Source organism: Enterobacter sp. DSM 30060 (genome assembly GCF_013375955.1).
In the GTDB taxonomy this organism is placed as follows: domain Bacteria; phylum Pseudomonadota; class Gammaproteobacteria; order Enterobacterales; family Enterobacteriaceae; genus Enterobacter; species Enterobacter intestinihominis.
The window spans coordinates 3804856-3829023 of record NZ_CP056118.1 but is presented as its reverse complement, the minus strand read 5'-3'; the positions used below and the strand labels follow the sequence as shown (position 1 = coordinate 3829023).

Sequence of the window (24168 nt, the reverse complement as noted above, 5' to 3'; positions counted from 1 at the left end):
ACAAAAACTGAGACTAGTACGACTTTTTACATCCGCAGGTTACTTCCATTCGGTTTATTGCTTTAATACGCGAAGTTAATTCCACATATGAATCAGGGCTTGATAATGCAAAAACTCATCAACTCAGTGCAAAACTACGCCTGGGGAAGTAAAACTGCGTTAACGGATCTCTACGGTATCGCCAACCCGGACAACCTGCCGATGGCAGAGCTGTGGATGGGCGCGCACCCGAAGAGCAGCTCAAAAATTGAAGATGCCAGCGGCCAGGTGCGCAGCCTGCGTGATGTCATCGATGCCGACAAAGCCGCGCTGCTCGGCGATAAAGTGGCGAATCGTTTTGGTGAGCTGCCTTTTCTGTTCAAGGTATTGTGCGCCGACCAGCCGCTCTCCATTCAGGTTCACCCGAACAAAAAAGCCTCTGAGCTGGGCTTTGCCAAAGAAAATGCCGCCGGTATTCCGTTAGACGCCGCAGAGCGTAACTACAAAGATCCTAACCACAAGCCGGAACTGGTTTTCGCCCTTACCCCTTTCCTGGCGATGAATGCCTTCCGCGAGTTTTCCGAGATCATCTCCCTGCTGCAACCGGTCGCTGGGGCTCACAACGCGATCGCCCACTTCCTGGAAAACCCGAACGCAGAAGCCCTGAGCGCGCTGTTTGCCAGCCTGTTGAATATGCAGGGCGAGGAAAAATCCCACGCGCTGGCGGTGCTGAAAGCCGCGCTGAACGGCCAGCAGGGTGAGCCATGGGACACCATTCGCATAATTTCCGCGTTTTATCCGGACGACAGCGGCCTCTTCTCTCCGCTGCTGCTGAACGTGGTGAAGCTCAACCCGGGCGAAGCGATGTTCCTGTTCGCTGAAACCCCGCACGCCTACCTGAACGGCGTGGCGCTGGAGGTGATGGCTAACTCCGATAACGTACTGCGCGCGGGCCTGACGCCAAAATACATCGACATCCCTGAGCTGGTTGCCAACGTGAAGTTCGTGGCGAAACCAGCTGCGGAGCTGCTTACTCAGCCGGTGAAAAACGGCGCAGAGCTGGACTTCCCGATTCCGGTTGACGATTTTGCCTTCTCCCTGCATGACCTCAGCGCAGACGAAACCGCCATTGCACAGGAGAGCGCCGCGATCCTGTTCTGTGTGGAAGGCGAAGCGACGTTGCATAACGGTAGCGAGCGTCTGCTGCTTAAACCGGGGGAGTCCGCTTTTGTCCCGGCAAACGAGTCGCCTGTCTTCGTGAGCGGCACTGGTCGCCTGGCGCGCGTTTTTAATAAGCTTTAGGGACTTACTGAATTTTTTAACAACTCTTGCTAAGCTAGTAACAGGCGTTGTAACACCAGGCGGTTTTAACCGCCTGGTTTCATTTTAGGGATAATCGCAATGAAAAAATCGGTCGTAGCGGTAGGAGTGATTGTTGCTTTAGGCGTGATCTGGACGGGTGCTTCCTGGTATACCGGGAAACAGCTGGAAAGCCGTCTGGCAGAGATGATGGCACAGGCAAACAGCGAAATTAAGCGCAGCGCGCCTGAAGCAGGTCTGGAGCTGAGCTACCAGAACTACCAGCGTGGCGTCTTTACCAGCCATATGCAGGTGGTGGTGAAGCCGGTAGCGGGCAATCAGAACGCCTGGCTGAAACCGGGCCAGAGCGTGGTACTGGATGAAGTGGTCAGCCACGGTCCGTTCCCGCTGGCACAGTTGAAAAAGTTTAACCTGATCCCCTCTATGGCATCCGCCAGAACCGTACTGGTAAATAACGAGGTGACGAAGCCAATTTTCGATATGGCGAAAAATGAGTCGCCGTTCGAGATCAATACCCGCATCAGCTATGCCGGTGATACGCGTTCCGACATCGACCTGAAAGCGCTGAATTACGAACAAGGCACCGATAAAGTCGCCTTCAGCGGCGGTAATTTCCAGCTTGATGCCGATCGCGACGGCAAGAATGTCTCTCTGACCGGCGATGCCGCCAGCGGCCTGGTGAATTCAGTCAATGAATATAACCAGAAGGTCCAGCTTACCTTCAACAACCTGAAAGCCAGCGGCAATAGCCGTATGACCGATTTTGACGAGCGTATTGGCGATCAGAAGCTGAGCCTCGATAAGATCGCCATTGCGATTGAAGGTAAAGAGATGGCAGTGCTGGAAGGCATGGATCTGGACGGCAAGTCTGACGTTTCCAAAGACGGTAAAAGCATCAACACCCAGCTGGATTACAGCCTGAAAAGCCTGAAAGTACAGAATCAGGACCTGGGTACCGGCAAGCTGTCACTGAAAATTGGCAACATTGACGGCCAGGCATGGCACGAATTTAGCCAGAAATACAGCAAAGAGAGCCAGGCTCTGCTGACCGATGCCGCCCTGCAACAGAACCCGCAGGCGTACCAGCAGCAGGCGATGGCCGTGCTGTTTAATAACCTGCCGATCCTGCTGAAAGGCGAGCCGGTAATTACCGTTGCGCCACTGAGCTGGAAAAACGACAAAGGCGAAACCAACTTCAACCTGTCGCTGTTCCTGAAGGATCCGGCGGCCGCGACCGGCGAGCCGCAGACCCTGGCGCAGGAAGTTGACCGCAGCGTGAAATCGCTCGACAGCAAACTGACCATCCCGATGGATATGGCAACCGAGTTCATGACGCAGATTGCGAAACTCGAAGGGTATGGTGAAGAAGATGCAGGTAAACTGGCAAACCAACAGGTGAAAGGCCTGGCGGCGATGGGCCAGATGTTCCGCATCACGAAGGTGGAAGACAACACCATTTCCACCAGCCTGCAATATGCTAATGGCCAGGTAACGCTCAACGGCGACAAAATGCCGCTGGAAGATTTTGTCGGCATGTTTGGTATGCCGACGCTGGGCATTCCGGCACCGGCTGAACCGGCAGCGCCGCCAGCAGTACCGCAGCAGTAAACGAAAAACCCCTCGCATGAGGGGTTTTTTATTGCCGGGCGATGTGCAGCGGAGATTACTTCACCGTCACTAACCGCGCCGCCACAATCTGATGCCCGGCCTGCACGTCCGTATTTTCAATACGCTGCATAATTCGGTCTGCCAGGGTGTACCCCATTTCACGAGCCGGCGTCGTCGCCCAGACGATGGGGAGATCGTCTAGCGCATTTTCACCGACATCCGCAAATGCCCCCAGCGCCACCTGATGGCCGAAGAACGTTTCTACCCCGCCCTCACCGCTCTGGCGTCCGGCGCGGATCAAGCCGAACCACGCCCCCATCGCAATCACATCGTTATAGCAAATCACCGCGCTGATTGTCGGGCTGTTGCGAAGCAACGTGCCGATGGCTTCGGCGGCTTTTTTCTGGCTGGATTCACACTCCACCACCCATTCGCTGTGAAACGGCAAGCCGTATTTGATGAGCGTGGAGCAGTAACCGCCCACCCGCTCCGCACGCGTCAGGGACGAGCTTTTACCGCCGAGCCAGGCGATGCGCTGATGGCCGCGATGAATAAGATGCTCGGTCAGCATTTGCGCGGCCTGCATGTTATCCGGCCGAAGGGTATCGGCTTCGTCGAGATAGCTGGCGCGTGACGCAACCACCAGCGGTACGCCTTTCTGCGCCGCGCGCTCACACAATTCACTGCCCACACCGGACGCGCCGGCCACGATCACCCCATCCACCCCTTGCGTCAGCAGCATATCCAGCCTGGAGAGCAGCTGCTCCGGTTCGCGCCCACCGTGGAGCAGGAAAACCATTCGCCCCTGCGCTTCAAGCGCCTCGGTAAGCCCGGCGGTCAGTTCTGCATAAAACGGCGACGCGAGGTCGCGAACAATCAGCCCTATCACCCCGCTTTGCCCACCGCGCAGCGCCGACGCCTGGCGATTACGCACAAAGCCCAGTTGCTCAACGGCCTCGTTGACGCGCTGACCCGTAGCAGGAGAGATGCGCCCCTTCCCGCTCAATACCAGCGAAACGGTGCTAACGGAAACCCCCGCCGCCAGCGCGACATCGTTGATGGTGATCTTTTTCGCTACAGCCATGTGGTGGCGTGACTCCTTGATAATGAGATCGCTAAAACGTTTTATCAATACGTTATCTTTATACTACCAGTAAAAGCCTGAGAATGTGATTTAGCGCGCACTAAAGTTTGATAAAACGTTTTATCTTCTCGCCCCATCGCGGTCGTTAAATCTCTTTCTACCATTTAAGGAGTCGTTTTATGACGACGAAAGCAGCACAAAAAATATCGCTGTGGGAGTTTTTCCAGCAACTGGGCAAAACCTTTATGCTGCCCGTGGCGCTTCTCTCTTTTTGCGGGATCATGCTGGGGATCGGCAGCTCGTTAAGCAGCCATGACGTCATTACTCTAATCCCTTTCCTCGGAAATCCGGTACTTCAGGCTATCTTCATCTGGAGACTATTAAGTCTTTTAACGAAGTGGCTTGATGTTGGATTGATGTGCGGTAACTTCTGCTATGTTGCCGCGATACGATTTGTCATGTGCAATGAACTAACGTCGTTTCGCGGTAACTTTATGCCCCACCCATGCCCCATCACACCACCCTGTCATCCTGCATCACGCTGTTGATGAAGAATGTCACCCGCCCCATCACCTCAACCTCTTCCGCAGCCTCCCCCTCTATCGCTTCACCATCATCACAAATCAGCGCCCTGCCCATGACCCTGGCAAACTGAGTCCGTCCGCCGCTGAGGATTAGCAGAACCTGATTCTGTACCAGTCTGGTGCACGGCTCGATAACCGCAAAGCCAGACGAGGTTTCGAGGATGCGGCTGTCCATGCCGATCCCGCAGATAATTTCCGGAGATAAACGCGGTGCTACGAAATCAGCCGCCGGTGAAGGAAATCCCATCAGTGCACCCTCCCCATGTTACGCAGGATCCAGTATCTGTTATCACTGCCGTCAGTTGTCTTATCTGCAAAACCGGGTTGATAGCGTTCTATCCATGAGTTTGCTTCTGCACGGCTGAAGTGCCAGTTAAACCCCCGCAGCTTTTTGATGAAGCTGTCTGTTCGTAGATAGCGGTAACCTTTTGGGTTAACCTCTATTGCCGCGATAAAAGCGGCATGTATGTCTGCTGTGCGTGGCATCATTACCTCACAAAAAAACACTGTATTTATATACAGTATATTTTGACGATAAAAATGTTCAATCCCGATGTTACCTATCAATTTCACTCAGTGAGTAAATTATTGATCAATTTGGTGGCCGGGAATTTTTTATACAGCGTGCACACCGCAACGTCGTAAATAATCGCCACCTGCTTTCTGTCCACTCCGTTTGCGATCAGACGCCCCGCCTGCGCCCATTGCTCTGGGGTTAACTTCGGGCGCCTGCCACCAATGCGCCCCTTTTCCCGGGCTGCCGCCAATCCTGCCCGGGTGCGTTCCACGATCAACTCCCTCTCCATCTCGGCCAGGGCTGACATTATGTGGAATATGAAACGCCCCATTGGGCTGGAAGTGTCTATGCTATCCGTAAGTCTTTTGAAGTGGATGCCGCGCTGCCGGAGTTCGTCAGATTGGAATGTAACGGTTGCAGTCGACGTATGACTACCTTTGCGCCAGTCAATTTTAAGATTGAGCACTTTTCAGGTTAAGCTTTTCCTCAAGCTCACTTACTCGGCGCAAAAGCTGTTTAACTACAGGAACTAAATACGCAGCACCGACCTCTCCTGGATCGATGATTTTTCCGTCTTCATATGTTGTGCTTTCACTGCTCTCAGGATCAATAACGGTCAGTGCTGATACTGAGATTAACTCAGAATCAAGAGCCTCAACATTTTGCGCGCTATAGCCAACCTTTACCTTTTCAGGAGCCCATTTGAAGGTATATCTGATTGGTTTTAGTCCTGAAATGAAATCAACCGCCTCTTCTTCAGTAATCTCTCTTATTATATTTTTTACGCGCTCATCAGAAGCTGACGGGGTTATGTCCCCATTAGCCGTACTGATAGCACCAGAAGAATTTCTGAAGATCCATCGGTTTTGTTGCGAGCCTGTGCTTGCGAGCATAGGTCCACTGCTACCAATGCTGTTTGCATCAATCCAGTAACCAAAGGATGCACTGGCCGCATAAGTAGATGTTGCAACAATGGCAGTAGTGGCTCGCACCATGGCACCTACAGTAGTCCCGGTGTAACTTACCAGCGTTCCTGTGGAATAATCAGTGTCACCCCACAGTTGAGCACGCCCCGTGAGTCCGCGTATCAGAGTAAGGTCATCGTTTGTTCCAGATTTTGCCGCACCAAGATTAGCACGAGCGTCAGAAGCATTCTTTGCACCTGTTCCGCCCTGACTGATACTGAGGGCGGTAGTCAGCCCGGAAAGGCTGGTGATGTCGTTGTTTGCCCCTTTCTTCGCCAGCGATTTCTGACCCGGTACCGTGACGGCCACACCGTTAATCGTGATGGTGACGTCTGTAGTACCGTTCATCACATCAGCGAATCCGCTCATGTAGCGCTGGTACATCGTGAAGGTTTCAGCGATATCCTGCGCCAGCCCATCCACGCTCAGACTGTCACTCAGAAGAATGGCAAACCGGGTTCCAGCGGGAACAGTTGGGTTAGCTGCTGGCGTTACGGTGAGACTTGTTGCGCTGCCGATGGTGGTAATCTGAAATACCTGCACAGGGCTGGTCATTGCAATAACGGTACAGCCGTTACGAATAAGAGAACCAGCAGCAGTGAAGTTTGTGCCGGTACCTGTAAGGGTGTTTCCGCTGATGGCGATAGTGCCAGTAGTATAAATCATGTTTTCTCCAGGCAATAAAAAACCCCGCCGGAGCGGGGTTTGTTCAAAATTGAATGGGTTAGTGGCAGGTGGTGCTGGTGAATGTGTTGGCGCTCACCCATGACCAGTTAAAGGGATAACCGGCGCGGTACTGCGTCTGATTGTTTTGTTTACGGACTCCGTAGATCTGGACGCTGCTTTCCTGTCCGCCGACCAGGGCTGTTCCGGTGCATACGGGTTGCTGTTTCTCAATAACGCCAGCGCAACCGGAGAGCAATACCGCTACCGCCAGGCAAAGAATCATATTTTTCATAGTGGTTATATCCCAGGGCATTCATGAAGCTACACAATAACAATATGAATCAACGGGATATAATTGATTTGGTAGATCAATTATTCGAAATTGATCGCTAAAAACGATCAATCATAATTGGCGCAGTTAATGGCCATAATCACGTTTCTCAGATTCGAATACGTAACGTTCTGAAGGTTGCCACCGGGGGTTGTCTGCGGCCTGGCGAATATCCGCGTATTGCTTCCCTCAAGTTTTGCCAAGCTCTTGTATATAGCCGAGTATGGCTGCGGTTGACCGCCAGCCGATACAACCCCGGTAATTAGTCCCAGCATGGCAGGCATGCAGGCCCACTTCCCCGCCAGAGTTGTATTGATGTTGTATCCTGAGCTGGCATCCACCCCGGCGGTACCGAGGGTGACAACATCGCTCAGCGTGCGCGTTTCGTTTGTTAAAATCAGCGTCCCTGATGCATCCCACACAGCCAGCCCGTAGTCTGGCTTTGTCTGCGGGAAAATAGAGAAAAAATAAACGTACGCTGTGCCGGTTGCATTCGGTCTGAGAAAATCAATCGTGATGGTGTTCCCGCTTATCGTCTGAGTGATTTCGACCTCAACCGTGCAATGAACGAAGGCGACAACAGGCTGGCCTGCGGGGAATGTGTGCGTCACTTTGGTATTGAACCCCGATGTTCCCTGAAGTGCCGCTGTCTTTCGCGCCTGAAGAGCGATTGGCGAGCTGTTCGCGGTCACCCATACTTCCCCGCTCGTGGTCGTCAGTAAAACGCCATACTCCGCCATTTATGCCCTCTCGATCTGGAAAATGAGATAAGCCGCTGCCGCAGGCTCAGTCCCTGCTGAGTAGTCGGTATCGCCTACTGCTGACACTGTTGCTGTTCCCCCTGAAATGGTGATCTTCCTCCGACTCGTACCAAACTGATCGCCGTTCATGCTCTGAAAATAGGTCAGCCTGCAACCCGGTGGAAGCGCTACGGTGTAAGAGCCTGTTTTCTGGTTCTGGGCCAGCTGGAGATAGCCACAAACGCTGACAGGCTTAACGCCATAGTTATTTACATTGCCTGAGGCGTCCCATGTCTGAACACCATATTCCGCCATCCAGTCCTCCTGAAAAAAAAGAGGCCCCGTAAGAGACCTCCCGTTACCATGTTCCCGTGATTCTCCCGATCTGCACCCTCAACACATTGTTGGCATCCTTGACACTGATCGTTTGATTAGTCTGCTTCATGGCTCCCTCACCAGCTGTCGAACCGTAGTTCTCAAACGTACCTCCCTTATCCAGCCTCCATCCGACTGAGCCAGCGACATAGTTATTGGACTGGATGTAGTTGCCAATCTTGGCGTTGCCGATGGTGCCGTCCTGAATGAAGGTTTCCCGGATAAACACCTGCCCGTTCTGGATAACGAACGGCAGTGTAACCGCTCCCCCCGCCTGCGCCATGACGGCGAAGCGATCCGCCAGGAACAGCACCTGCGACTGCATGCCCGATGGAGTGTTTTCTACACCGATCCCCATTCCGGCGGCATACTGCTTTCCATTCGCGTCCACGGCAACCTTGATGCTGTACATCGCCTTCAGGTCACCACTAACGTTTGCTATCGCCTGCGCGTTGGTGGTGATCGCTGAAGTGTGCCCGTTGATGGTCGCCGTAATGCCGTTTATCTGCGTGGCCGTGGCCTGCTGATAATTGGAAAACGTCTGATTCAGGCTGTTGATTGCTGCCTTGTTGCCGTTCACGTCAGTCTGCAAACTCAGTAGCGAACGCGCTGTTGCCTCCCTGTCGCTTGCCATAACATTATCAATACGATCGATGCTGGCCTTACTGTCACCGTACTGCGCGCTGAGTCTCACCTGCTGATCAACCTGCGCCAGCGTACTCGTTATTAGCGCGATGGAGTTACTCTGAATGCCGCCGCTGGCAGTATCTGTCCTTGCTCCCAGTTCCTCCAGACGGGATGCCATTGAGGAATCGAGGTCCGTGACAACCTGGCTAAGGTCAGTGATTGATGCTGTATTCTGAGCACCTACAGCAGCTGCTGAATCAGCTTTGTCAGATGCGACCTGAGTGGCAGCCGTCAATTGACTTACCGCAGAAGCGCGAGCTTCAGTTTCCGTTGCTAACGCCTGGCGAACATCAGTAATACCCGCTTCATTCTGGGCAGTTTTCGCCTCAAGACGAGTAACATCCGTGACGCGTGCCTCCGTCTCAGTGGCGATCACCTCCCGGAGCTGTTCGAAGGTCGCAGAGTTAGCGCCTTGCTGGGCTGTCTGCCGCACGACAACATCAGCAATAGCAAGCGCGTTGCCGATGATTGCTTCTGCTGTCTGCTTATTCGATCCAACCGCCGCTGCAAGACCGTTTGCATTCTCTTTGATTGCATCAGCCAGTTCTGCGAACTTTTCACTGCTCTCCACCGCGCTCTCGATCAGGTCTTTGAACGTATCAGTCTCTTTAATCTCCTCCAGGATTGCATTGGTGATATCACTGAAGTCGTCTGTTGGTTTTCCGGAAGCCTCTACAAATCCTGAAACGCCAAATGCATTACGAGTTCGAACATAAACGTAATAAACATGGTCAAACTTAAGTTTTTGGATGGTCCACTGATTGCCACGGCCAAGGAATTGAGCTTTATTCTCAATGTCGTCGGACAATGGAATCGGAGTCTCGCCAGCGTACCAGAACTCAAAAGAGGTATCTGATGTTGCCGTTACAGACATAACTGGCACCAGAGTGGCCTGTAATGGTCCGGGTATCCACTGAACGGAGTTAGGAGCCTTTGGCGCGCCTATAATAAGACTCACCTGAGTTTCGGCGCCTTTCATCCCGTTTTCATTGCGCCCACGAACGCCGAGCGTGTAGCTGCCAGCACTCAGACCGTAAAACTCATACCGGAACTGGTCAGTTTCGTACTGAGATACCAGCTTCCCATCAGCACTGTAGATGTACAGCTCAAACACCAGTTTTTTAGTAGTGGTTGCCGTCTCCCAAGTTGCTGTAACCTGGACGGTCTCGGTGTTTGTGTTCAGGATTCGCAGGTTTTCCACGTTAGGCACGCGGTAGCCGTTCAGCGTATCGCTGGGAACTTCAAACACTGCACCCTCGTCAACGATGGCCTGTTTGTTGGGGTCGTGCAATGAGGCCGTTATGCTGTATACGGAGTTGTTTTCCGTTTCGGCAACGCTCAGTATCCGGAAAAGGCGAATCGCAACGCTTGCGGTTGAAATGGCAAATACAGTTCCCGCCCTCACCCATTCAGGTTCGTTTTTGAGTGTGACGTTGTTTCCGTTAACGCCATCAATCTCATAGCGAGAGAACTTTCCGTCCCTCCCCATAATCGACATAGTGGAGCCGTCCGTTACTACCGAGGAATCAACCGCGTCAACCGTTATCACCCTCCCGGAATGAGAAACAATTCTCCCCCCGAGGCGAGTTCCTGCGTAGTCATTATCCATGACCTCAACGATATCACCCGGCGTGAAGTGGATAGCATCGCGTGCCATCTGGAAAGACAGTCTGCTGCTTTCACGCTTTGCTGTTTCCAGCAGCCATTTACCTGCCCGCCATGCCTGTCCGCGAGAGGTGCAGCCAAACGCCTCCAGAGTGGTTTCGTTGTAGTTCCCTTTGGCTATCATCTCATCGTCGGAAACGTACTCTTTCACCTGCTCCCATCCGTTGTCGGGGTCAGTCCAGGACACTACAACCGCATTGTATTTCTCTGAACGCTTTACAGAGCTTCGTTTGAACTCGCCATTCACAACGTTGGCGTTCGTGATTGTCGCAATCGGATCCTGTGGAGCGTCCAGCATTACGGACAGGCGCAGGCCGTCCCACAGCGCAATGCCACGGAACATGCTCGCTATCTTGTCGAGAATGTCTCGCGCACTCGCCTGCTCTGTGATGTAGGCGTTGAGCGTCATGCGTGGCTCTTTGCCGCCATACCCATCATCTACAAGCTGATCGCAATATTGCGACAGAATGTAGAGTGCGCCATCGTCAACATCGATGTATCCGGCGCGTTTCGCCAGGCCAAATCGGGTGTTTTTCGCCAGCTCACGGAACAGCCACGCCGGGTTGTTAGTCCATGCCTTTTTGAAGCCCCCCGTCCACAGCCCGGAGTAAGTTCTAGCAATTGGCTCGTAGTTATCCGGTACGTCAACGATCAGCCCGCGAAGATGATATGTGCGGCTCGGCGTGTCGGTGTACTGGTCACGGTCGATGACTGAGCCGGCAACAGCAGAGAACGGATAGCTAAGGTTGTCGTCGGTGATCTCGCTGTAGCTGTTCCAAACAGTCCCGTTTGACAGCAAATCGCTGCTGCTGTCAGGCGTAATGCGGCGAACGCGGATATCAAACGGTTTGGTGTCGGGGGCATCAATGACGTGCGCCTCAAGGTACTCGCCAGAGATTTTCCCTGTAATCGTCACCGTCTTCTCCATGACCCAGCCCGACGAGCCAGTTCTGGTCTCGATAACCATCGTTACAGAGGTGTTTTTCTGGTTACCCTTGGAGTCCTGCTCCATGAGCCCGGTGACGCCGATGTTAAAACGAACGCGGGTCACGTCCTGATCTGTCACGGTTCTAACCAGCGGGGTATCGTAAGTGACCTCAGTGTTAACAATGGTCGTCGCTTCGATTGCAGAGAAGCCGTTGATTGGCTCCTGAGTTTCCGATCCAGGTCGCCAGGCAACACTAATGCCGTTCACGTTGACATTACCGTTCGAGTCAGTGATAGGCGTCTTATTCAGCTTGAATGAAGACAGGTGCTCCTGATCCACCGGGCCCGCGATTGGCCCCTCAGATATCAGATCCAGTACCCGATAGAATTGTTTTGATTTGAGGTTATCGTCGAGTAGTTTTGGGGTTGATGCTTTACCGCCACCTGAAGACATAGCGCCACCTTAGCTGATTGATTCTTCCCAGTCGGAATTATTAGATGTGTCGATCCCGAGACTTATTACGTTGCTGCCGACCTCCATCTCGCCGAGGAGTATGGGGACAGGATGCCCCTGTCCGACCCTGTTTTCTGCACTGGTAAACGAGTTATTCGTGAGGGTGTTTGTTTCGGCCGCTTCCGCTGAAGTTTTGCTTTTCATGTTCCGGGACATGTAGATGGAGTAAGCAACCGAGGCGGCAGACAGCACCAGTGAGGCAATGAGAACTATCGTACTGGTCTCAAGTCCCGCCCCCTCAATCACCGGGACAAACAGCACTACAGAGCCATCCTTCAGGCGCCGATCCATGTGCCACTGCACCGAAGACGTTTCAACATCCTCACCCGCCACTCGCATTCTTACTCTGGCGTTCAGGAATGCTTTTTTGAACTCATGATTCTGAGCAAGCAAAAGACGAATGCCCTGGGCAGGGGTATCAACGCTCAGCTCGACTTTGCGGAAATGTCGGCGTAAATGCCCTGCAAATTTAAAGATGAGCACTGTTCATGTCTCCATATGGAATGCATCTGCTTAACGTATGCCGGGCGCATTGGTTCTCTCCGGCTTAAATGCCCTGAGCAATCGTGGTGAAGAACCATATTGTCATCGAGCAGAATCATTGCGTGGCAAGGGTCAGCTCCGGGGAATGGTTGCCTGATTATTACGTCACCTGGCAGCGCTTCTCCCGGCGATACCTGATTGAAGCCATTGCGCGACATGTTGTTCAGATAAAGGTTCTCCCCTCTCAGCCACCAGCCATTCGTCCTTTCGAAGTCAGGGAGGTCAATGCCACACAGGTGATACGCATCACGGAATAGCGTGTAACAATCAGTCACTCCGTGCTCGAACCGCCTCCCCAAAAAGTAATCCACAGGCCTGAACGTTCTGATTTTCCCGTTACAGGCCAGCACCCATGGAAGGCCCGATGCAACCTGGCATTTACGGTCGGCGCCGGACAGAACCGGGCTGTTCATTGGGTGAGAGTGGAATACCGCAGTCACCTCTCCAGCCTCCTCGGCCGCCAGCCACTCATCATCACTGATTCGGAAGTGCTTTCCAGGCTCCGGGTGAACATTCCGACAGCGGAACAACTGCCCGCCATCCAGGATTAAGCCGCACACCTCATCCTGCGACGATGCCGCATAATCGAGTAATTCCTGCATCATGAAACCTTCTGAGAGCCGGGGAAGCTGCTGATTGGCATTGGTTCCGGTCGTGGATAACGGAAGCGGCAGCCGCTACGGCGGTGAGAGCATTTGTCCTTCGCCGGGTCAGTGGTTGGGTTGTCGCGCTCGTCTGCAACAGGGGGGCCGTCATAGCCGCACCCAACACCCCGATACTGCCACTGACATACGTCTGCAAGGATAGTTCGCGCCGGGATGATGGCGTTATCGCAGTCAATCGGCGTCGCCAGCGTGTAAGTGACCTGCTCGAACGTCTCTTCCGTCATCTCCTCAACAACGTAGCGGGAAACCGCTTCCTGCGTCGGATCTGCGTCAGGGTTGCCATTGGGGAAGTTCACCGCGTCCAGGTATTTCACCGGAACCTGACGGCGGGTGATCACCACCCCAAGCATGTCGTCGAAGTCATGGTTTATGCCCGTCAGTAAACCCGTGACGTTCGCCACCACCATTGTTGGCCGGGCATATGTGCCTTCGTTCTTTGACTCGAACCCTTCGACTGCTATCGGGTATGCCTGATACTGATTCCCCTTCCAGATCACATTTCCGTAATATCCATTGGTGCCGGAATGGAACCGGATAAGGTCTCCGCCAAAGGGTTGCAGGTCGGCTTCGAACAGGTCGATAAACGCGCCTACTCCGGCGTCGACGCTATCAATAATCATACTGGCTGGTATGTCGCGCACGGCAAACTCCCATAAAAAAAGCCACCAAGTGGTGGCTACTGTTTGAATATCAGGATGTTGCTTACTGATAACCCTGGTTAACGTGTAAGCTCAGCCCGTCAGTGGTGGGACACTGATTCACGCAAAGAGGAGGAATGGCTGAATAACTCTTCGAAGGAAAAAGGATGATCACCAAAGTAAAAATCAAGTTTATTTCCCCTATTGATGGATCGGTATCAGATACCCCCACGGAGCATGCAATTCCCGTAGTTCCATTGACAGTATGGCCAAGTAGCTCAAAAGATATAAACGTTTATAAACCAAATGGATTGAAGGCTGGTGCCTACGCACTTATAGATACCGGAGCAGATATTTGCTATGTGGATTCAGACTTTGCTGACGATTTAAAACTCCCAATCGCGGAAAAAACAACTGTGAGCGGAGCCACCTCAACAATAGAAACTACAGTTCGGCATGCGGTAATATCGTTCACTGAGGACGAAAGAGTTTTTTCAACAGAATTGACTTCAGTGCCATTGGTAAGTAACGGGAGAAAATTCCAAGTCGTTTTCGGAATGCAACTAATTAAAATGGGCGCCCTTACGATGGATTTTTCCAATCAAGTATTTGAGTTAACATTTTTTAACTAACCCCCCAGGGATACCTCCCTCTTTTGCAAGACTGGATAAGGGCATTGCTTTTGCTGTTTTCCTAGAATCGGTACCAGAATTGAGTTGCGATTTAATATCTTTTAATTCGCTCTCAATTCTCTTTACACGTTCAGCTAAAGTCATAACTGTCTCCCGCCTTTCGGCTTATCGTGGTACTTGTTCAAAAGTGGCCGTCAGTTCAAACAGCGGCCCGGTCTTTGTCATATTCCAGGATCGGCAGACAAACAGCTTCCTCACTCCCGTATCGGATGACGTCCAGTAGAACGATTCAACCGCCCCCCTGGCCTTGAGGAATGCCTCAGCATCCTTCGCAGGGTTACTGCGGCACGCTCCGCTGACGCCGCGAAAGGTGAGCGAGTATTTATCCATCAGTGGATTGATACCCTTCACCTGTCGCTGCTCGTAGCCGTCACCTAGCTTAACGACGGCTACGTTGGGTGTGCGTTCAACCTGGTAAGCTCGCTGCGGTGTCCATGTGAATGTTTCTGGCATTACTTACGCCTCCCTTGCAATAAACCACCGGGACGAGTGCTCTGGTCTACCATCATCTTCAGCATGTCGTTACTCCACGCTTTGCGCAGCCTTGCGATATCCTCACTGCCAATTCCCCCAGTGGTATTTATCGTCAGGTTCATTACGGGGTTGAATGAAGCACCACCACCTCCGCCCCCCAGCACATCTTTGTTGCTGATCACCCGGCCGTTATCACCAGGTATCATGTACTGGCTGCCATTGCTGGCCTGGAATATCTCTGGCTTACCTTTCTCACCTACCCGATACAGAGATCCGGCATCGACCGGACCACCGTTATAACGCGCACCAGCAACGGCCATTCCTTTGGCTGCCAGGAGAGAGCCAGCATAGGCCGTCTGACCAACAGCAGCAGCACTCCCCATTGTTGCTATAGAAGCACTCATAGCAGCAGGCGCCCATGCAGATGCAGCGGCGGTAGCCTGAGCCATTGTAGATGCCAGTGATGCGGCAGCAGCGGCCTGCCCCATTAACTGGCTCTTGACCCACTCAATCCCCATTTGCACCAGGCTACCGACAACGCTGTTGAGGATTGTCGTGCCGATGTTGGCGAAGGATTCTTGCAGGCTCTGAGTGCCGTTGAGCAGCCCGGTAATGGCATTGGTCGCCCCCCCCTGGAGAGAATCGATAGCGTCAGCCATCAGCTGATTGGTCGTGCTCTGGTTGCGGTAAATCTCCCATTGCGCCGCAATACGAGCCTGCTCGTATTCGGTATTGGCCGCGTTCATCAGCTCGAGGCCGCGCTGAGTGATCTGACCTTTCTGCGTCTCAAACTGCTGGATGAGAGCCAGTTCCTGCGCGTGCTTGTTAGCCAATTGCTGAACCGGGTCGATTTCACCGAGAGCGGACTGCTGAGGCGTGACTACCTGCTGGGCACGGATTTTTGCCAATCTAATCTGATGATCTGCTTCCAGACGTTCTGAGGCTTGATCATATTGCTTTTTACTTATGAGTTGAGCTTTGAACGCCGCTTTGATTGCTGTAACTGAATCGTCATAGGAGCGATTCTCTGCATCTTCTGGCAGCTCTTGAAGGGCGACAGCAAAACCCTTGGTCGCATCCGCCGCATCTAAAGCGGCTTGTTTATATTGCCTTGCCTTGCTTCTCTGCTCATCAGTAGCTTTAGAGCCAAGAGATTGCTCTGCTCGAAGAAGTTGCTGCTCCCTTGTCAGGGTTTGCGTCGAGTCTGCAACTAGTTCTGCCTCTTGCTTTAAATTCTCCAGTTTGTTAGCAATGGCTTCAGATTGCGTGGCTGATGTTTTAGATTCCTGATTATTTTTCTTCAACGCGGCAGTGTTACGCTCAGTTAAAGCATATTGGTCTTGCAATTGTTTAATGCGCGGATCGTTATTCTTCCAGCCGGCATCCTCTGCGTCATACAAAGCCATTTGCCTGGCTCGCGCCTCTCCCTCAAGTTTTGATAGCGTCAGTCTTCTCTGTGCATTTTGCAGTAGTTTCTGAGTGGCTTTGTCATCGCCTGTCGTATCGGGAGCGTTGAATTCTCCACCTTTTTTAGCATCGCTTGCTGTCTTAGCTCTGATATGAGCTATTTCACCTTCGACCTGCTTTAACTGAACGGCGGCCTGAGCACGACGAGCCTGGAATACTGAGTCAGTCTCATACCAGCGCTGACCATCTTTAAGCTCAGAGTTTAATTCTTGCTGTAGCTTAATAAGCTTCGGCATTCTTGCAGCGTTGCCAGCATTATTGTTGTAGAAATTCAGGTTATCGGCAACGCTTTGCATAAGCCCTGCCAATGTAGATGTAAGTCCTATGGCATTATTGAGGTCGCTTATTGCATTCTTAAAAGCCACATCCAAGCTGTTCTTTGCTCTGTCGATACTGACAGGCATTTTACTAAATTCTTCATTAACATTTTGCGATTGCTTTTGAATTGCATTAAGAGCGTCCTGGGCTGTTAATTTACCTTCAAGCATCATTTTGCGTAGGCCGCCAATTGATACTCCCAGACCGGAGGCAATCTGCCTTGCCAGCTCTGGCATTTGCTCAAGGATGGAATTGAACTCTTCAGCCCTAACAATTCCACCTGAAATAGACTGACCAAACTGTCTTAAAGCGTTCGCCATTTCTTCGGTTGAAGATCCACCGACTGTGCCAATTTTTTGTAATGTGTCAGTTAATGAGAGGACTTGCTGGTTTGTCGCTCCAGTCTCTTTTAATGCGGTAGTTAATGATTCCCAGAGTCTTTCTGTTTCCTCTAGGCTATTTCCAGATCCAGAGGCAATAGCGGATAAAGATGACATGGTTTCCCGAGCTTTATCTGCATCAGGTGAAAGCCTTGCTACCCGCGCTTGCAGCGTATTCATATTATCTGCAATTTCTATAATTCTTTGGGCTGCCTGAATGGTGAAAGCCCCGGCAATTGCAACTCCGACTTTATTAAGGCCTGTACTAAGCCTGTCGGCTGCTTTATCAGCTTTACTGAGATCGCTTTCCATCCGCCCTGTGACCCGATTAACATCTTTCCCTGCGGTCAAAAGCTCTGCGGTATCAGCTTTAATTGTGTACTCAATATCACCAACATTCTGTGCCATTTTTAATCTCCGGGCATAAAAAAACCCGCCGGAGCGGGTTTGGATTACTTGCAGGCCTCTCGACCTAGGTAGTAAGCAATGGAGCCACTTACTATTGGCGACATGCCAGGATCGGCCTTAGAGCTCTTCATTTCTTCTAAGCTCTCACCAGAACCCAAGTATTTAACTTCGTTTGCTTCACAATTATAAATTCGCTGCGAAAATGTAACCCCAGATGACCCATCTCTTTTTGTCGTGATTGTTCTGAGTGAGCCTTGAGAACCTTTGTCCAGCACTGTGTATGTTGCTTTCGAATCAGTTGGCACCTGTATCTGGTATGATGCGGCCAAAACCGAAAAAGAAAGCAACGAAAATCCTAAAAGAAGTGTTTTCTTCATATCCCTATCCCCTTTGGTAAAAGATGAGGGAATCCTAGCAGGGATCGTGGCCAGGGAAAACTCAGCGAGCGCTGGGTTAGAAAATGAGCTTGGCAACTGCCATGGCAAGGCCGGCTATACCAATCATGGTCGCAGCTAACCATTTTGTCTGAGCGGAAATAGATTGGTGTAACTCAGCTCTTAAAGAGGCGACATCTTCTTTGTTTGCATAATTTGATTTTATGACTGCTATATCAGTCCGAATGCCAGCCAGATCATCCTCTAGTTTCTTTACACGCTTCTCTAGCATGTCATCTCCTCCGCTACCTCCGCCACCGTGTTTCGGGAAATCGACTACGTGAATGTTATCTTCCATTCTAATATTCATTGGTCTTCCCCTGCTTCTGACAACTTCTGTTCAACCCACTTCAATACTGGCCACGTTGCAAAGTGCATAGAATACGCACAGTTCTTACATATCAAACGATATTCATATTTTACTAAAGAGTATGATGGTCCTTCTGTATCAAGTTTGACAGGGATGGCATAAATGCTGCTTTCGCACCCATCAGGCCCCACAGTGATTGAACTGGCGTTAGGTATAGAAATATCATCACTCCCACAAATTGGGCATATGACTGTTTTGACGCCGCGTTCGAAGAGATATTCAGAAAATAGCTCAGGAGTAACTTTCTCCAGCCGCCGCTGAAGGGTCAGTTGAAGTTGCATTTGGTGCTGTTTTTCGTCTTCCACGCTGATTCACCACGAAATGGTATTTCCTTAAATTTATCACGCGGGCATGACTTCAAAAACTGTTCATCTATCCATGGCAACGGGAAAACCCGCAGTTAAGCGGGTTATCGCTGCCTACATAATGCCAGGCAAATACATTTGAACTTCATCAGCAACACGATCCCGTGCTGCGTTCAGTAGTTGCTTGCGGCCGCCGGAACCCCATCTGGCCATCTGGCTGGCGCATAGGCTGATCTGCTTGGTTTCAGTATTGATGATGTGGTCAATTTTGTTCAGGCGGGACATGGCACTGATGCCGAGGCGAACCACCGTTCGGAACACCTCATATACTTCAATCTCAAATTCCGGCTTAATCCATGCGGCATAACGGATCGCCAACAGTTCAACACCCCAAACGCCTGGTTCATCCCCACCTTTAATAACATTAAGTGGTTGAATTTGTTCCAGAGTGCTTTTTTGCACTTTGGCTTTTAGTGCTTTTATGAAGCGCTTAACTTGAGCACTACGCAAAAACTGACTTGGGCGCTGCTGTTCTGTTGCCTCTCCGTTTGCCACTGCGGCAGCGTGAAGATCATTGAGGTTGTAGCGCCCTTCGTCATCAACGCGAACGGAAACTCCGTTTACAGATACGGTTGGATAGTGCATGAGGTTTACCTATAGAAAGTGAGCCTGTCACACAGAGATAGCCGCCCCAGAGTACAACTAACTCTCAGGCTCGCTTTCTGTAGGCTCTAGGATTATAACGTGCGCGTGTGAAGCGCGTTGGTTTTATTGCGGATACAAAAAAGCCCCGCTATTGCGAGGCTGGTTGTGTTGCTTCGAAGGAGATTAATGCGGGCCGTTCCGTTGCGCGTCGATAGCCAGCATTTGCTCGGCCCAGTCCATAACCTCGTCGTATTTCTCCTGAGTCGGCACTCTGGCTTTCTCTTTCTGCGGGAACTTGGCATTCATGGCGGCGCGGAAGCTGGTCATTGTCATGTTCCAGGCATCAGACTCGCTCATGCCGAGGTGAGCAACAGCGGTGTAGACGAATGACCGTACATCGAATTTGTCACTGTATTCGCCTTTTTTTCCTTCGAAATCCTCCGGCGGCTGATCGCCCATTACGCCATGCAGAATCAGGTGGCGGGCAAGCTGGATAACATCCTCGATTGGGATAACCCCAGGCTTGAACAGCAGCCGTCCTTCTGCGTTCACCGAGTACGAACCAATCACCTCTGCAATATCACCCTCAGAGCAATTCCGTACTACGTTTGCCGCAGATGCTGCCATTTCAGCAAAGCATCGGGCATTGGCCGCCTTCAGGATTTGAGTATCGGAGATTCGGTGTTTCGGGTAATGCCCGGCATGAACCTTCACGAAAGCATCAACAATCTGTTCCGGCGACCCAATACGAGACATGGCGAGGAATGACGGGTTGAGGAATATCTCTTTGCCCCCAGAGCGGACAATGGCCTGGCCGATATCGGTTATTGCTTTCATGAAACCTCTCAAAAAAAATGGGGCCGAAGCCCCTGGTGTCAGGCTGCGTTGACAACAACCGTCGCAGTACCGGATGTGACGGTACCCGCCGTGGTGGATGACACCTGGCAGGTGTATGAGCCAGCATCACCAGCAATCACACTCGCTTTGGTGTACGTTGCGGATGTTGCACCTGAGATATCACTGCCGTTTTTCTGCCACTGGTAAGCCAGCGTAGAACCATCAGAAACCGTCGCGGCAACTGACAGGTTCAGCGCGTCACCTACGGTCAGTGTGCGGTTTTGCGGCTGAGTGGTAATGGTGATTACCGCGCCAACATCACGCACGTCAACCTGACCGGCACTGGACGCTTCGACAGACCAGGTGGCAACGTCGTCGTGCGGCGCCTCATCGCCCCATGATGTCACCATGAACGGCCCTTCGGTGATATCGTTCGGAGAGATGATTTTGAACCACACATACGGCTGGTTGCTGGTCTCTGCTGGCGGGTTGTAGACGTGACGCTTAAGCGCGTTCTGCGCATAAACATCCTCTTTGCGGGTCACACCGTCACCTGAGAACGAAATGTTCTTGTAGGTAACGAGGCTCTCCTGAGTAAATGCAGCGCTCATGTCGCCGGTCGCATCTGCGGTTTCCCACTCTGCATTTACTGTTTTGCCGCGCATCATGCCGAGTCGGCGGTAAGCGCTGGCGGTGGGTTGTACTTCAGGGCATCCAATCGCGTAATAAACGACGACGTCGCGCCCGGTAAAAGCGCCCGATTCACACGCCATAGTGATTTATCTCCGTGTTATCTGGAAATGATGGTTTGAAAGGAAATATCGAAGAGGTAACGCCCTTCTTCGGTCTGGATGGCGGTGATGCCGCCTATTGGCTGCATCGAAATGATGCATTCGGTTTTGTAGTCGTCGATCATCGCCTGGCGGATGGCGTCGGCGCGGTCTTCAACATGGTTAATATCGCTGTCGTTCTGACCTGACAGGAGGAGGATGCGGAAATAATCGCGGGTTATCGCTTCTTCTGGCTTGCCGCCACCGTTCTGCTGGATGACAAGGTATCTTTCCCCCTCGGTATTCTCCAACTCATTCCAGAATCGCTTCTGGACGCGATAACCAACATCAAAGCCATGCGACTGCAACCACGCTCTCAGCGCGTCATACACTTCGCTACGCGTCATACTTTGTACCCTTGCTTGATGATGGCCTTAATCTCGTTGAGACCGTCACGCTCAAAGCCTTTGGTCAGGAACCCCGGCTCGGCATCGGGATCCCAGTAATTCCCCTTCCCGGTGCCGCCGCCGAATTCTTTTCCAGCGCGAGTTCTTCCGAAGTGTCCACGCGGCTGACCTTTTAGCTTACCGGACATACCGTGAACGGCGGCAGCGTATGCAGCCGTGTAACCGACCTTTCCCTGCATCCCGCCGGGCATTGGCTCAAGCTTTCTGTACTGGCTGTTGATAAGCGTGGATGTGTCAATGGGAGTAAGTAGCGCAGCGTGAGACGATCCGACAATCATGACCCCAGTCAGCACTCTTTCTGTGCGTGGCCCGGCAATTTCTGCCAGCACCTTGCGGGTGTTCATCTGAACACGCTTGATACCTTTTACGGGCATGATCCCCTCACGTCAGAATTTTGTAGTCTGGCTCCTCGCCGAATGGTGACATATCCCATTCCGTCACCGCCTTGATGACGTTTGCACCAGCTTTCAGCGGATCGGCCTGTGCCGTTGTGTCACCTCTGGCGATATACCAGTCACGCTTCGGCATGGTCGCATCGATGCCATTGCGCTTCAGCTCAGTAAAGAAAATCAGGTTCGTGGTGAACTCTTTACCACTGCCATCAACGGCAACTTCATTGTTCGCCGTCCAGGTGCAGTCAATCAGGTATGGGGTGCCGTTTGTCCAGGTGTTGTTCCAGTCGTCATAGACGCGAGGGTAGACAGTGGCGACGTTGGTGTAAGACCAGTTAGCCGTGACTGACACTTTCATCCTCCCACCGGATAACCTCCGGATTCACAGCGGCGACCTTCCGGCACAGCAAATACCATTCCCCGTTACTTTTAACGTAACCCGTGACCCGCCGCCCGCAGTCAGTGATAACCCAGACCTTTACGAAGGGCTCAGGAAGCCTCTGCTTGACCGATATCAACGCCATCATCGACTCCCGTTGCACATGCAGCCACCCCTTGCAATCCAGATGCCAGCGAAAGCGGTGTTAGTCGGATCAGGCGGGATCAGGCTTGTAGCGCATCCATACTTATCTAGTCCCCTCAGAAGCCCCAGAGAGGCTTTCCATCGGTCAGCAAAAGACAGGTACCGAAATGAGCGTGATGCGCCGTTGGGCCCTGTCTGAGAACTGATGTACTTGTCACCCTGCCCCAGCGCCATTAGCCCCAGCAGGTAGGACTGTATTAGCAGAGCGGTTGCGGGAGGGTAATGCGCATCCAGACACTCCTGAATGCTGCCAGCCTGCTCTAAAAGAGCCAGCAGGATGAAATCAGGCAGCGTGATACCGACTGACTCCAGATATTCCTTGGCCTGTACTGTAGTAATCATGCGAGCCTCTGATAAGCCCTCCGAAGAGGGCATAAAAAAACCGCCTTAGAGGCGGCCGTTATTCAGCAGGGAAAAGCTTTTCGAGTTCACCTTCCGGCAACAACTCAGTGAGCTTCTCCAGGCCCAGGTTGCCTTTATGCTCAATGCCCAGCGCATCGAGTCGGGCAATGACTGCCTCTTTGCGCGCTTTGTTGTCAGTGCCAGCACCCGGGGTTGCAGGTACCAGTTCCGCAGCAGCTTTATCGGACAGCTTGCGCACATGCGGTTTCAGCGACGGATGAACTTCGCCCAGCTCAACAACGTCACCAAGCGCAACGCCGTGCCACGGCTTAACCACTTCGTATTTTTCAGCCATGATTGCTCCTTAAGCCAGGTTGGCGCCGTAGACCACACCGGACAGGCCTTCGCCGTCCTTCTTGATCTGCAAACCTTCTGCGGACATGATCTGGAAGTTGTAGTTGCTCTGCGGCATCAGGCGCGGGAGCGGTACAACGCCCACAGCCATACCTACCAGAGGAGAAATCACATCCTGTCGGCGCTCGTACGCCAGGAACTCGTTACCTTCCAGTGCATAGGTCATCTGGATAGACTTAGCAGGAATAAACTTGCTGATCGCATCCAGAACGGTTCCGCTAAGCAGCGCATTTGTGCCGGTGTTGATATCCACCAGATACGGCTTAGCCATGTTGGCCCAGACTTCAGGGCTCACCCACAGCTTGTCGTAAGCTGTAACCTTGTTACGGCGGGCAGTGAGGCCAAATGGACCTGTGGGGCCAAAGAATGCCAGTAGCTCAGCCGGTGTAGCTGTGGTGAGATTGATGTTGGCGCCGCCAGCGCCACTACCCAGGTTGATTTTCTGAGTGTTGCGGTGGTTTTTCATACCTTGCGCTGGCAGACCATCAACCACGATGCTGGCATCGCCGTTCAGGTAAAAGTCGACGCGCTTCTTGTGGAATTTACGCATCTTGGCCGACTGAGATTCCAGGGCCAGATCGATGCCGACAGTGCTCAGCCCGGCAGCATGGCGCCAGTTGACTCCGTAACCAGCAGTGAATACCGGGATCGGATCGCCATCTGAACCGAATTCGGTGTGGTCGAAGGAATACGGCGACTGACCATCAATGCTGATAGAGACATCATCCGCGATATCGCCGGAGACGTTATACAGCTTTGCAGTTTTTCCAATCGGCAGCACGGTCTGCACACCCATCAGGTCATTGACGATTTCCATGCCAATTTCCTGATCGCGCATCTGGATAATCTGGCGGTCAATTTCGGCCCAGAATTCACGTGTAAAGCCACCGATGGCATTCGCCGCCAGCATTTCATGCGTCATGCGCGTGCGGTACGCGTTGACCATCATGTCATGCTGGGCGTTATAAATGTCACGGTTGGCCCACAGCTCACTCCAGTGCCCTTGGAGTCGGCGGTTAGTAGCCAGTGATTCAGCGGTAAAATACATTATTATTCTCCTGA

30 protein-coding genes and 2 pseudogenes are annotated in these 24168 nt (G+C 52.2%); 4 read left to right on the top strand and 28 right to left on the bottom strand.

All coding sequences use genetic code 11. The features are described 5' to 3' along the window. Positions 1-105: 105 nt before the first annotated feature. Together manA and HWQ15_RS18395 are read left to right on the top strand one after the other, a co-directional pair. Entirely contained in the window at positions 106-1281 is a 1176-nt protein-coding gene (gene manA, locus HWQ15_RS18400) for a mannose-6-phosphate isomerase (RefSeq protein ID WP_048966442.1), read from the top strand. A 99-nt stretch (positions 1282-1380) separates the two neighbouring features. Then, positions 1381-2907, top strand: coding sequence for a YdgA family protein (locus tag HWQ15_RS18395; RefSeq protein ID WP_022647926.1), 1527 nt, complete (start codon positions 1381-1383; stop codon positions 2905-2907). Positions 2908-2962: 55 nt separating this feature from the next. Here the strand turns inward: HWQ15_RS18395 and HWQ15_RS18390 are convergent, their stop codons facing one another. Continuing rightward, complete coding sequence (locus tag HWQ15_RS18390; protein WP_023299968.1) at positions 2963-3991, bottom strand: Mal regulon transcriptional regulator MalI; 1029 nt, start codon at positions 3989-3991, stop codon at positions 2963-2965. A 179-nt stretch (positions 3992-4170) separates the two neighbouring features. Between HWQ15_RS18390 and HWQ15_RS18385 the strand changes: the two are divergent. Continuing rightward, positions 4171-4365 (top strand): annotated as a pseudogene (locus HWQ15_RS18385) (PTS sugar transporter subunit IIBC); the annotation flags it as partial. 139 nt (positions 4366-4504) lie between these two features. On the opposite strand, the gene HWQ15_RS18380 reads toward HWQ15_RS18385, so the two are convergent. The 11 genes and pseudogenes from HWQ15_RS18380 to HWQ15_RS18335 all read right to left on the bottom strand — a co-directional run bounded on the left by HWQ15_RS18380 (position 4505) and on the right by HWQ15_RS18335 (position 13811). After that, entirely contained in the window at positions 4505-4822 is a 318-nt protein-coding gene (locus HWQ15_RS18380; RefSeq protein ID WP_023306078.1) for a hypothetical protein, read from the bottom strand. After that, positions 4822-5061 carry a hypothetical protein gene (locus HWQ15_RS23315; RefSeq protein WP_063945722.1) on the bottom strand — a complete coding sequence of 80 codons (240 nt, stop codon included), beginning with the start codon at positions 5059-5061 and terminating at the stop codon, positions 4822-4824. The genes HWQ15_RS18380 and HWQ15_RS23315 overlap by 1 nt, the downstream gene beginning before the upstream one ends. A gap of 83 nt (positions 5062-5144) precedes the next feature. Continuing rightward, a pseudogene (locus tag HWQ15_RS18375) lies at positions 5145-5489 on the bottom strand (recombinase family protein); the annotation flags it as partial. 55 nt (positions 5490-5544) lie between these two features. After that, complete coding sequence (locus HWQ15_RS18370) at positions 5545-6723, bottom strand: tail fiber domain-containing protein (protein ID WP_080398137.1); 1179 nt, start codon at positions 6721-6723, stop codon at positions 5545-5547. A 58-nt stretch (positions 6724-6781) separates the two neighbouring features. After that, a complete protein-coding gene (locus HWQ15_RS18365; protein ID WP_017382566.1) occupies positions 6782-7015 on the bottom strand; it encodes a hypothetical protein in 234 nt (77 codons plus the stop codon). Positions 7016-7122: 107 nt separating this feature from the next. After that, entirely contained in the window at positions 7123-7746 is a 624-nt protein-coding gene (locus HWQ15_RS18360) for a hypothetical protein (protein ID WP_246559849.1), read from the bottom strand. 48 nt (positions 7747-7794) lie between these two features. Then, positions 7795-8109, bottom strand: coding sequence for a hypothetical protein (locus HWQ15_RS18355; RefSeq protein WP_022651029.1), 315 nt, complete (start codon positions 8107-8109; stop codon positions 7795-7797). 43 nt (positions 8110-8152) lie between these two features. Continuing rightward, positions 8153-11902, bottom strand: coding sequence for a phage tail protein (locus tag HWQ15_RS18350; protein ID WP_080399876.1), 3750 nt, complete (start codon positions 11900-11902; stop codon positions 8153-8155). A 9-nt stretch (positions 11903-11911) separates the two neighbouring features. Beyond that, positions 11912-12445, bottom strand: coding sequence for a tail assembly protein (locus tag HWQ15_RS18345; RefSeq protein ID WP_023296453.1), 534 nt, complete (start codon positions 12443-12445; stop codon positions 11912-11914). Then, complete coding sequence (locus HWQ15_RS18340; protein ID WP_059291162.1) at positions 12388-13107, bottom strand: C40 family peptidase; 720 nt, start codon at positions 13105-13107, stop codon at positions 12388-12390. Before HWQ15_RS18340 ends, HWQ15_RS18345 begins: the two co-directional genes overlap by 58 nt. Beyond that, positions 13107-13811 (bottom strand): phage minor tail protein L, encoded by a 705-nt coding sequence (locus HWQ15_RS18335; RefSeq protein WP_023296451.1) that lies wholly within the window; start codon positions 13809-13811, stop codon positions 13107-13109. Before HWQ15_RS18335 ends, HWQ15_RS18340 begins: the two co-directional genes overlap by 1 nt. A 164-nt stretch (positions 13812-13975) precedes the next feature. Here HWQ15_RS18335 and HWQ15_RS18330 point away from each other — a divergent pair, with 164 nt between their 5' ends. Beyond that, entirely contained in the window at positions 13976-14440 is a 465-nt protein-coding gene (locus HWQ15_RS18330) for a retropepsin-like aspartic protease (RefSeq protein WP_032665925.1), read from the top strand. On the opposite strand, the gene HWQ15_RS18325 is transcribed toward HWQ15_RS18330, so the two are convergent. From HWQ15_RS18325 to HWQ15_RS18260, 16 genes are all read right to left on the bottom strand, one after another. Continuing rightward, positions 14423-14584, bottom strand: a complete 162-nt coding sequence (locus HWQ15_RS18325; protein ID WP_023303625.1) for a hypothetical protein — start codon at positions 14582-14584, stop codon at positions 14423-14425. The genes HWQ15_RS18330 and HWQ15_RS18325 overlap by 18 nt on opposite strands. Positions 14585-14605: 21 nt before the next feature. Then, positions 14606-14953, bottom strand: a complete 348-nt coding sequence (locus HWQ15_RS18320) for a phage tail protein (protein WP_022651022.1) — start codon at positions 14951-14953, stop codon at positions 14606-14608. Continuing rightward, positions 14953-17547, bottom strand: a complete 2595-nt coding sequence (locus tag HWQ15_RS18315) for a tape measure protein (RefSeq protein WP_176587406.1) — start codon at positions 17545-17547, stop codon at positions 14953-14955. Before HWQ15_RS18315 ends, HWQ15_RS18320 begins: the two co-directional genes overlap by 1 nt. A gap of 44 nt (positions 17548-17591) precedes the next feature. Beyond that, positions 17592-17924 carry a hypothetical protein gene (locus tag HWQ15_RS18310; RefSeq protein WP_074171117.1) on the bottom strand — a complete coding sequence of 111 codons (333 nt, stop codon included), beginning with the start codon at positions 17922-17924 and terminating at the stop codon, positions 17592-17594. A gap of 76 nt (positions 17925-18000) precedes the next feature. Next, complete coding sequence (locus HWQ15_RS18305; RefSeq protein WP_237764776.1) at positions 18001-18279, bottom strand: hemolysin XhlA; 279 nt, start codon at positions 18277-18279, stop codon at positions 18001-18003. 8 nt (positions 18280-18287) lie between these two features. Beyond that, positions 18288-18656 (bottom strand): hypothetical protein, encoded by a 369-nt coding sequence (locus tag HWQ15_RS18300; RefSeq protein WP_032676269.1) that lies wholly within the window; start codon positions 18654-18656, stop codon positions 18288-18290. A 114-nt stretch (positions 18657-18770) separates the two neighbouring features. Then, positions 18771-19301 (bottom strand): KilA-N domain-containing protein, encoded by a 531-nt coding sequence (locus tag HWQ15_RS18295; protein WP_176587405.1) that lies wholly within the window; start codon positions 19299-19301, stop codon positions 18771-18773. A 183-nt stretch (positions 19302-19484) separates the two neighbouring features. Further along, complete coding sequence (locus HWQ15_RS18290) at positions 19485-20138, bottom strand: DUF6246 family protein (RefSeq protein WP_049126362.1); 654 nt, start codon at positions 20136-20138, stop codon at positions 19485-19487. Between the two features lie 38 nt (positions 20139-20176). Next, positions 20177-20911, bottom strand: a complete 735-nt coding sequence (locus tag HWQ15_RS18285; RefSeq protein WP_022651017.1) for a phage tail tube protein — start codon at positions 20909-20911, stop codon at positions 20177-20179. A 17-nt stretch (positions 20912-20928) separates the two neighbouring features. After that, positions 20929-21315 carry a hypothetical protein gene (locus tag HWQ15_RS18280; RefSeq protein ID WP_042889546.1) on the bottom strand — a complete coding sequence of 129 codons (387 nt, stop codon included), beginning with the start codon at positions 21313-21315 and terminating at the stop codon, positions 20929-20931. Further along, complete coding sequence (locus HWQ15_RS18275) at positions 21312-21749, bottom strand: hypothetical protein (protein WP_042889545.1); 438 nt, start codon at positions 21747-21749, stop codon at positions 21312-21314. The genes HWQ15_RS18280 and HWQ15_RS18275 overlap by 4 nt, the downstream gene beginning before the upstream one ends. Positions 21750-21756: 7 nt before the next feature. Next, positions 21757-22119: a hypothetical protein gene (locus HWQ15_RS18270; protein ID WP_115168533.1), complete on the bottom strand. Its 363-nt coding sequence runs from the start codon at positions 22117-22119 to the stop codon at positions 21757-21759. Beyond that, positions 22103-22291: a hypothetical protein gene (locus HWQ15_RS23310; protein ID WP_058663674.1), complete on the bottom strand. Its 189-nt coding sequence runs from the start codon at positions 22289-22291 to the stop codon at positions 22103-22105. The genes HWQ15_RS18270 and HWQ15_RS23310 overlap by 17 nt, the downstream gene beginning before the upstream one ends. Then, positions 22291-22692: a hypothetical protein gene (locus tag HWQ15_RS23305; protein ID WP_045339783.1), complete on the bottom strand. Its 402-nt coding sequence runs from the start codon at positions 22690-22692 to the stop codon at positions 22291-22293. The genes HWQ15_RS23310 and HWQ15_RS23305 overlap by 1 nt, the downstream gene beginning before the upstream one ends. A 58-nt stretch (positions 22693-22750) precedes the next feature. After that, positions 22751-23047, bottom strand: coding sequence for a hypothetical protein (locus tag HWQ15_RS18265; RefSeq protein ID WP_063945709.1), 297 nt, complete (start codon positions 23045-23047; stop codon positions 22751-22753). Positions 23048-23056: 9 nt separating this feature from the next. Beyond that, positions 23057-24154, bottom strand: coding sequence for a major capsid protein (locus tag HWQ15_RS18260; RefSeq protein WP_058663656.1), 1098 nt, complete (start codon positions 24152-24154; stop codon positions 23057-23059). Between the last annotated feature and the right edge of the window lie 14 nt (positions 24155-24168).

Bases quoted from the DNA above. Each gene is read 5' to 3' on its own strand.
- HWQ15_RS18265 (WP_063945709.1), bottom strand. From the start codon at position 23,047: ATGGCTGAAAAATACGAAGTGGTTAAGCCGTGGCACGGCGTTGCGCTT.
- HWQ15_RS18310 (WP_074171117.1), bottom strand. From the start codon at position 17,924: ATGAAGAAAACACTTCTTTTAGGATTTTCGTTGCTTTCTTTTTCGGTT.
- HWQ15_RS18325 (WP_023303625.1), bottom strand. From the start codon at position 14,584: ATGACTTTAGCTGAACGTGTAAAGAGAATTGAGAGCGAATTAAAAGAT.
- HWQ15_RS18315 (WP_176587406.1), bottom strand. From the start codon at position 17,547: ATGGCACAGAATGTTGGTGATATTGAGTACACAATTAAAGCTGATACC.
- HWQ15_RS18260 (WP_058663656.1), bottom strand. From the start codon at position 24,154: ATGTATTTTACCGCTGAATCACTGGCTACTAACCGCCGACTCCAAGGG.
- HWQ15_RS18280 (WP_042889546.1), bottom strand. From the start codon at position 21,315: ATGACGCGTAGCGAAGTGTATGACGCGCTGAGAGCGTGGTTGCAGTCG.
- HWQ15_RS18390 (WP_023299968.1), bottom strand. From the start codon at position 3,991: ATGGCTGTAGCGAAAAAGATCACCATCAACGATGTCGCGCTGGCGGCG.
- HWQ15_RS18350 (WP_080399876.1), bottom strand. From the start codon at position 11,902: ATGTCTTCAGGTGGCGGTAAAGCATCAACCCCAAAACTACTCGACGAT.
- HWQ15_RS18320 (WP_022651022.1), bottom strand. From the start codon at position 14,953: ATGCCAGAAACATTCACATGGACACCGCAGCGAGCTTACCAGGTTGAA.
- HWQ15_RS18370 (WP_080398137.1), bottom strand. From the start codon at position 6,723: ATGATTTATACTACTGGCACTATCGCCATCAGCGGAAACACCCTTACA.
- HWQ15_RS23315 (WP_063945722.1), bottom strand. From the start codon at position 5,061: ATGCCACGCACAGCAGACATACATGCCGCTTTTATCGCGGCAATAGAG.
- manA (WP_048966442.1), top strand. From the start codon at position 106: ATGCAAAAACTCATCAACTCAGTGCAAAACTACGCCTGGGGAAGTAAA.
- HWQ15_RS18395 (WP_022647926.1), top strand. From the start codon at position 1,381: ATGAAAAAATCGGTCGTAGCGGTAGGAGTGATTGTTGCTTTAGGCGTG.
- HWQ15_RS23310 (WP_058663674.1), bottom strand. From the start codon at position 22,291: ATGGCGTTGATATCGGTCAAGCAGAGGCTTCCTGAGCCCTTCGTAAAG.
- HWQ15_RS18305 (WP_237764776.1), bottom strand. From the start codon at position 18,279: ATGGAAGATAACATTCACGTAGTCGATTTCCCGAAACACGGTGGCGGA.
- HWQ15_RS18355 (WP_022651029.1), bottom strand. From the start codon at position 8,109: ATGGCGGAATATGGTGTTCAGACATGGGACGCCTCAGGCAATGTAAAT.
- HWQ15_RS18290 (WP_049126362.1), bottom strand. From the start codon at position 20,138: ATGAAAGCAATAACCGATATCGGCCAGGCCATTGTCCGCTCTGGGGGC.
- HWQ15_RS18285 (WP_022651017.1), bottom strand. From the start codon at position 20,911: ATGGCGTGTGAATCGGGCGCTTTTACCGGGCGCGACGTCGTCGTTTAT.
- HWQ15_RS18275 (WP_042889545.1), bottom strand. From the start codon at position 21,749: ATGCCCGTAAAAGGTATCAAGCGTGTTCAGATGAACACCCGCAAGGTG.
- HWQ15_RS18295 (WP_176587405.1), bottom strand. From the start codon at position 19,301: ATGCACTATCCAACCGTATCTGTAAACGGAGTTTCCGTTCGCGTTGAT.
- HWQ15_RS18365 (WP_017382566.1), bottom strand. From the start codon at position 7,015: ATGAAAAATATGATTCTTTGCCTGGCGGTAGCGGTATTGCTCTCCGGT.
- HWQ15_RS18340 (WP_059291162.1), bottom strand. From the start codon at position 13,107: ATGCAGGAATTACTCGATTATGCGGCATCGTCGCAGGATGAGGTGTGC.
- HWQ15_RS23305 (WP_045339783.1), bottom strand. From the start codon at position 22,692: ATGATTACTACAGTACAGGCCAAGGAATATCTGGAGTCAGTCGGTATC.
- HWQ15_RS18330 (WP_032665925.1), top strand. From the start codon at position 13,976: ATGATCACCAAAGTAAAAATCAAGTTTATTTCCCCTATTGATGGATCG.
- HWQ15_RS18380 (WP_023306078.1), bottom strand. From the start codon at position 4,822: ATGGGATTTCCTTCACCGGCGGCTGATTTCGTAGCACCGCGTTTATCT.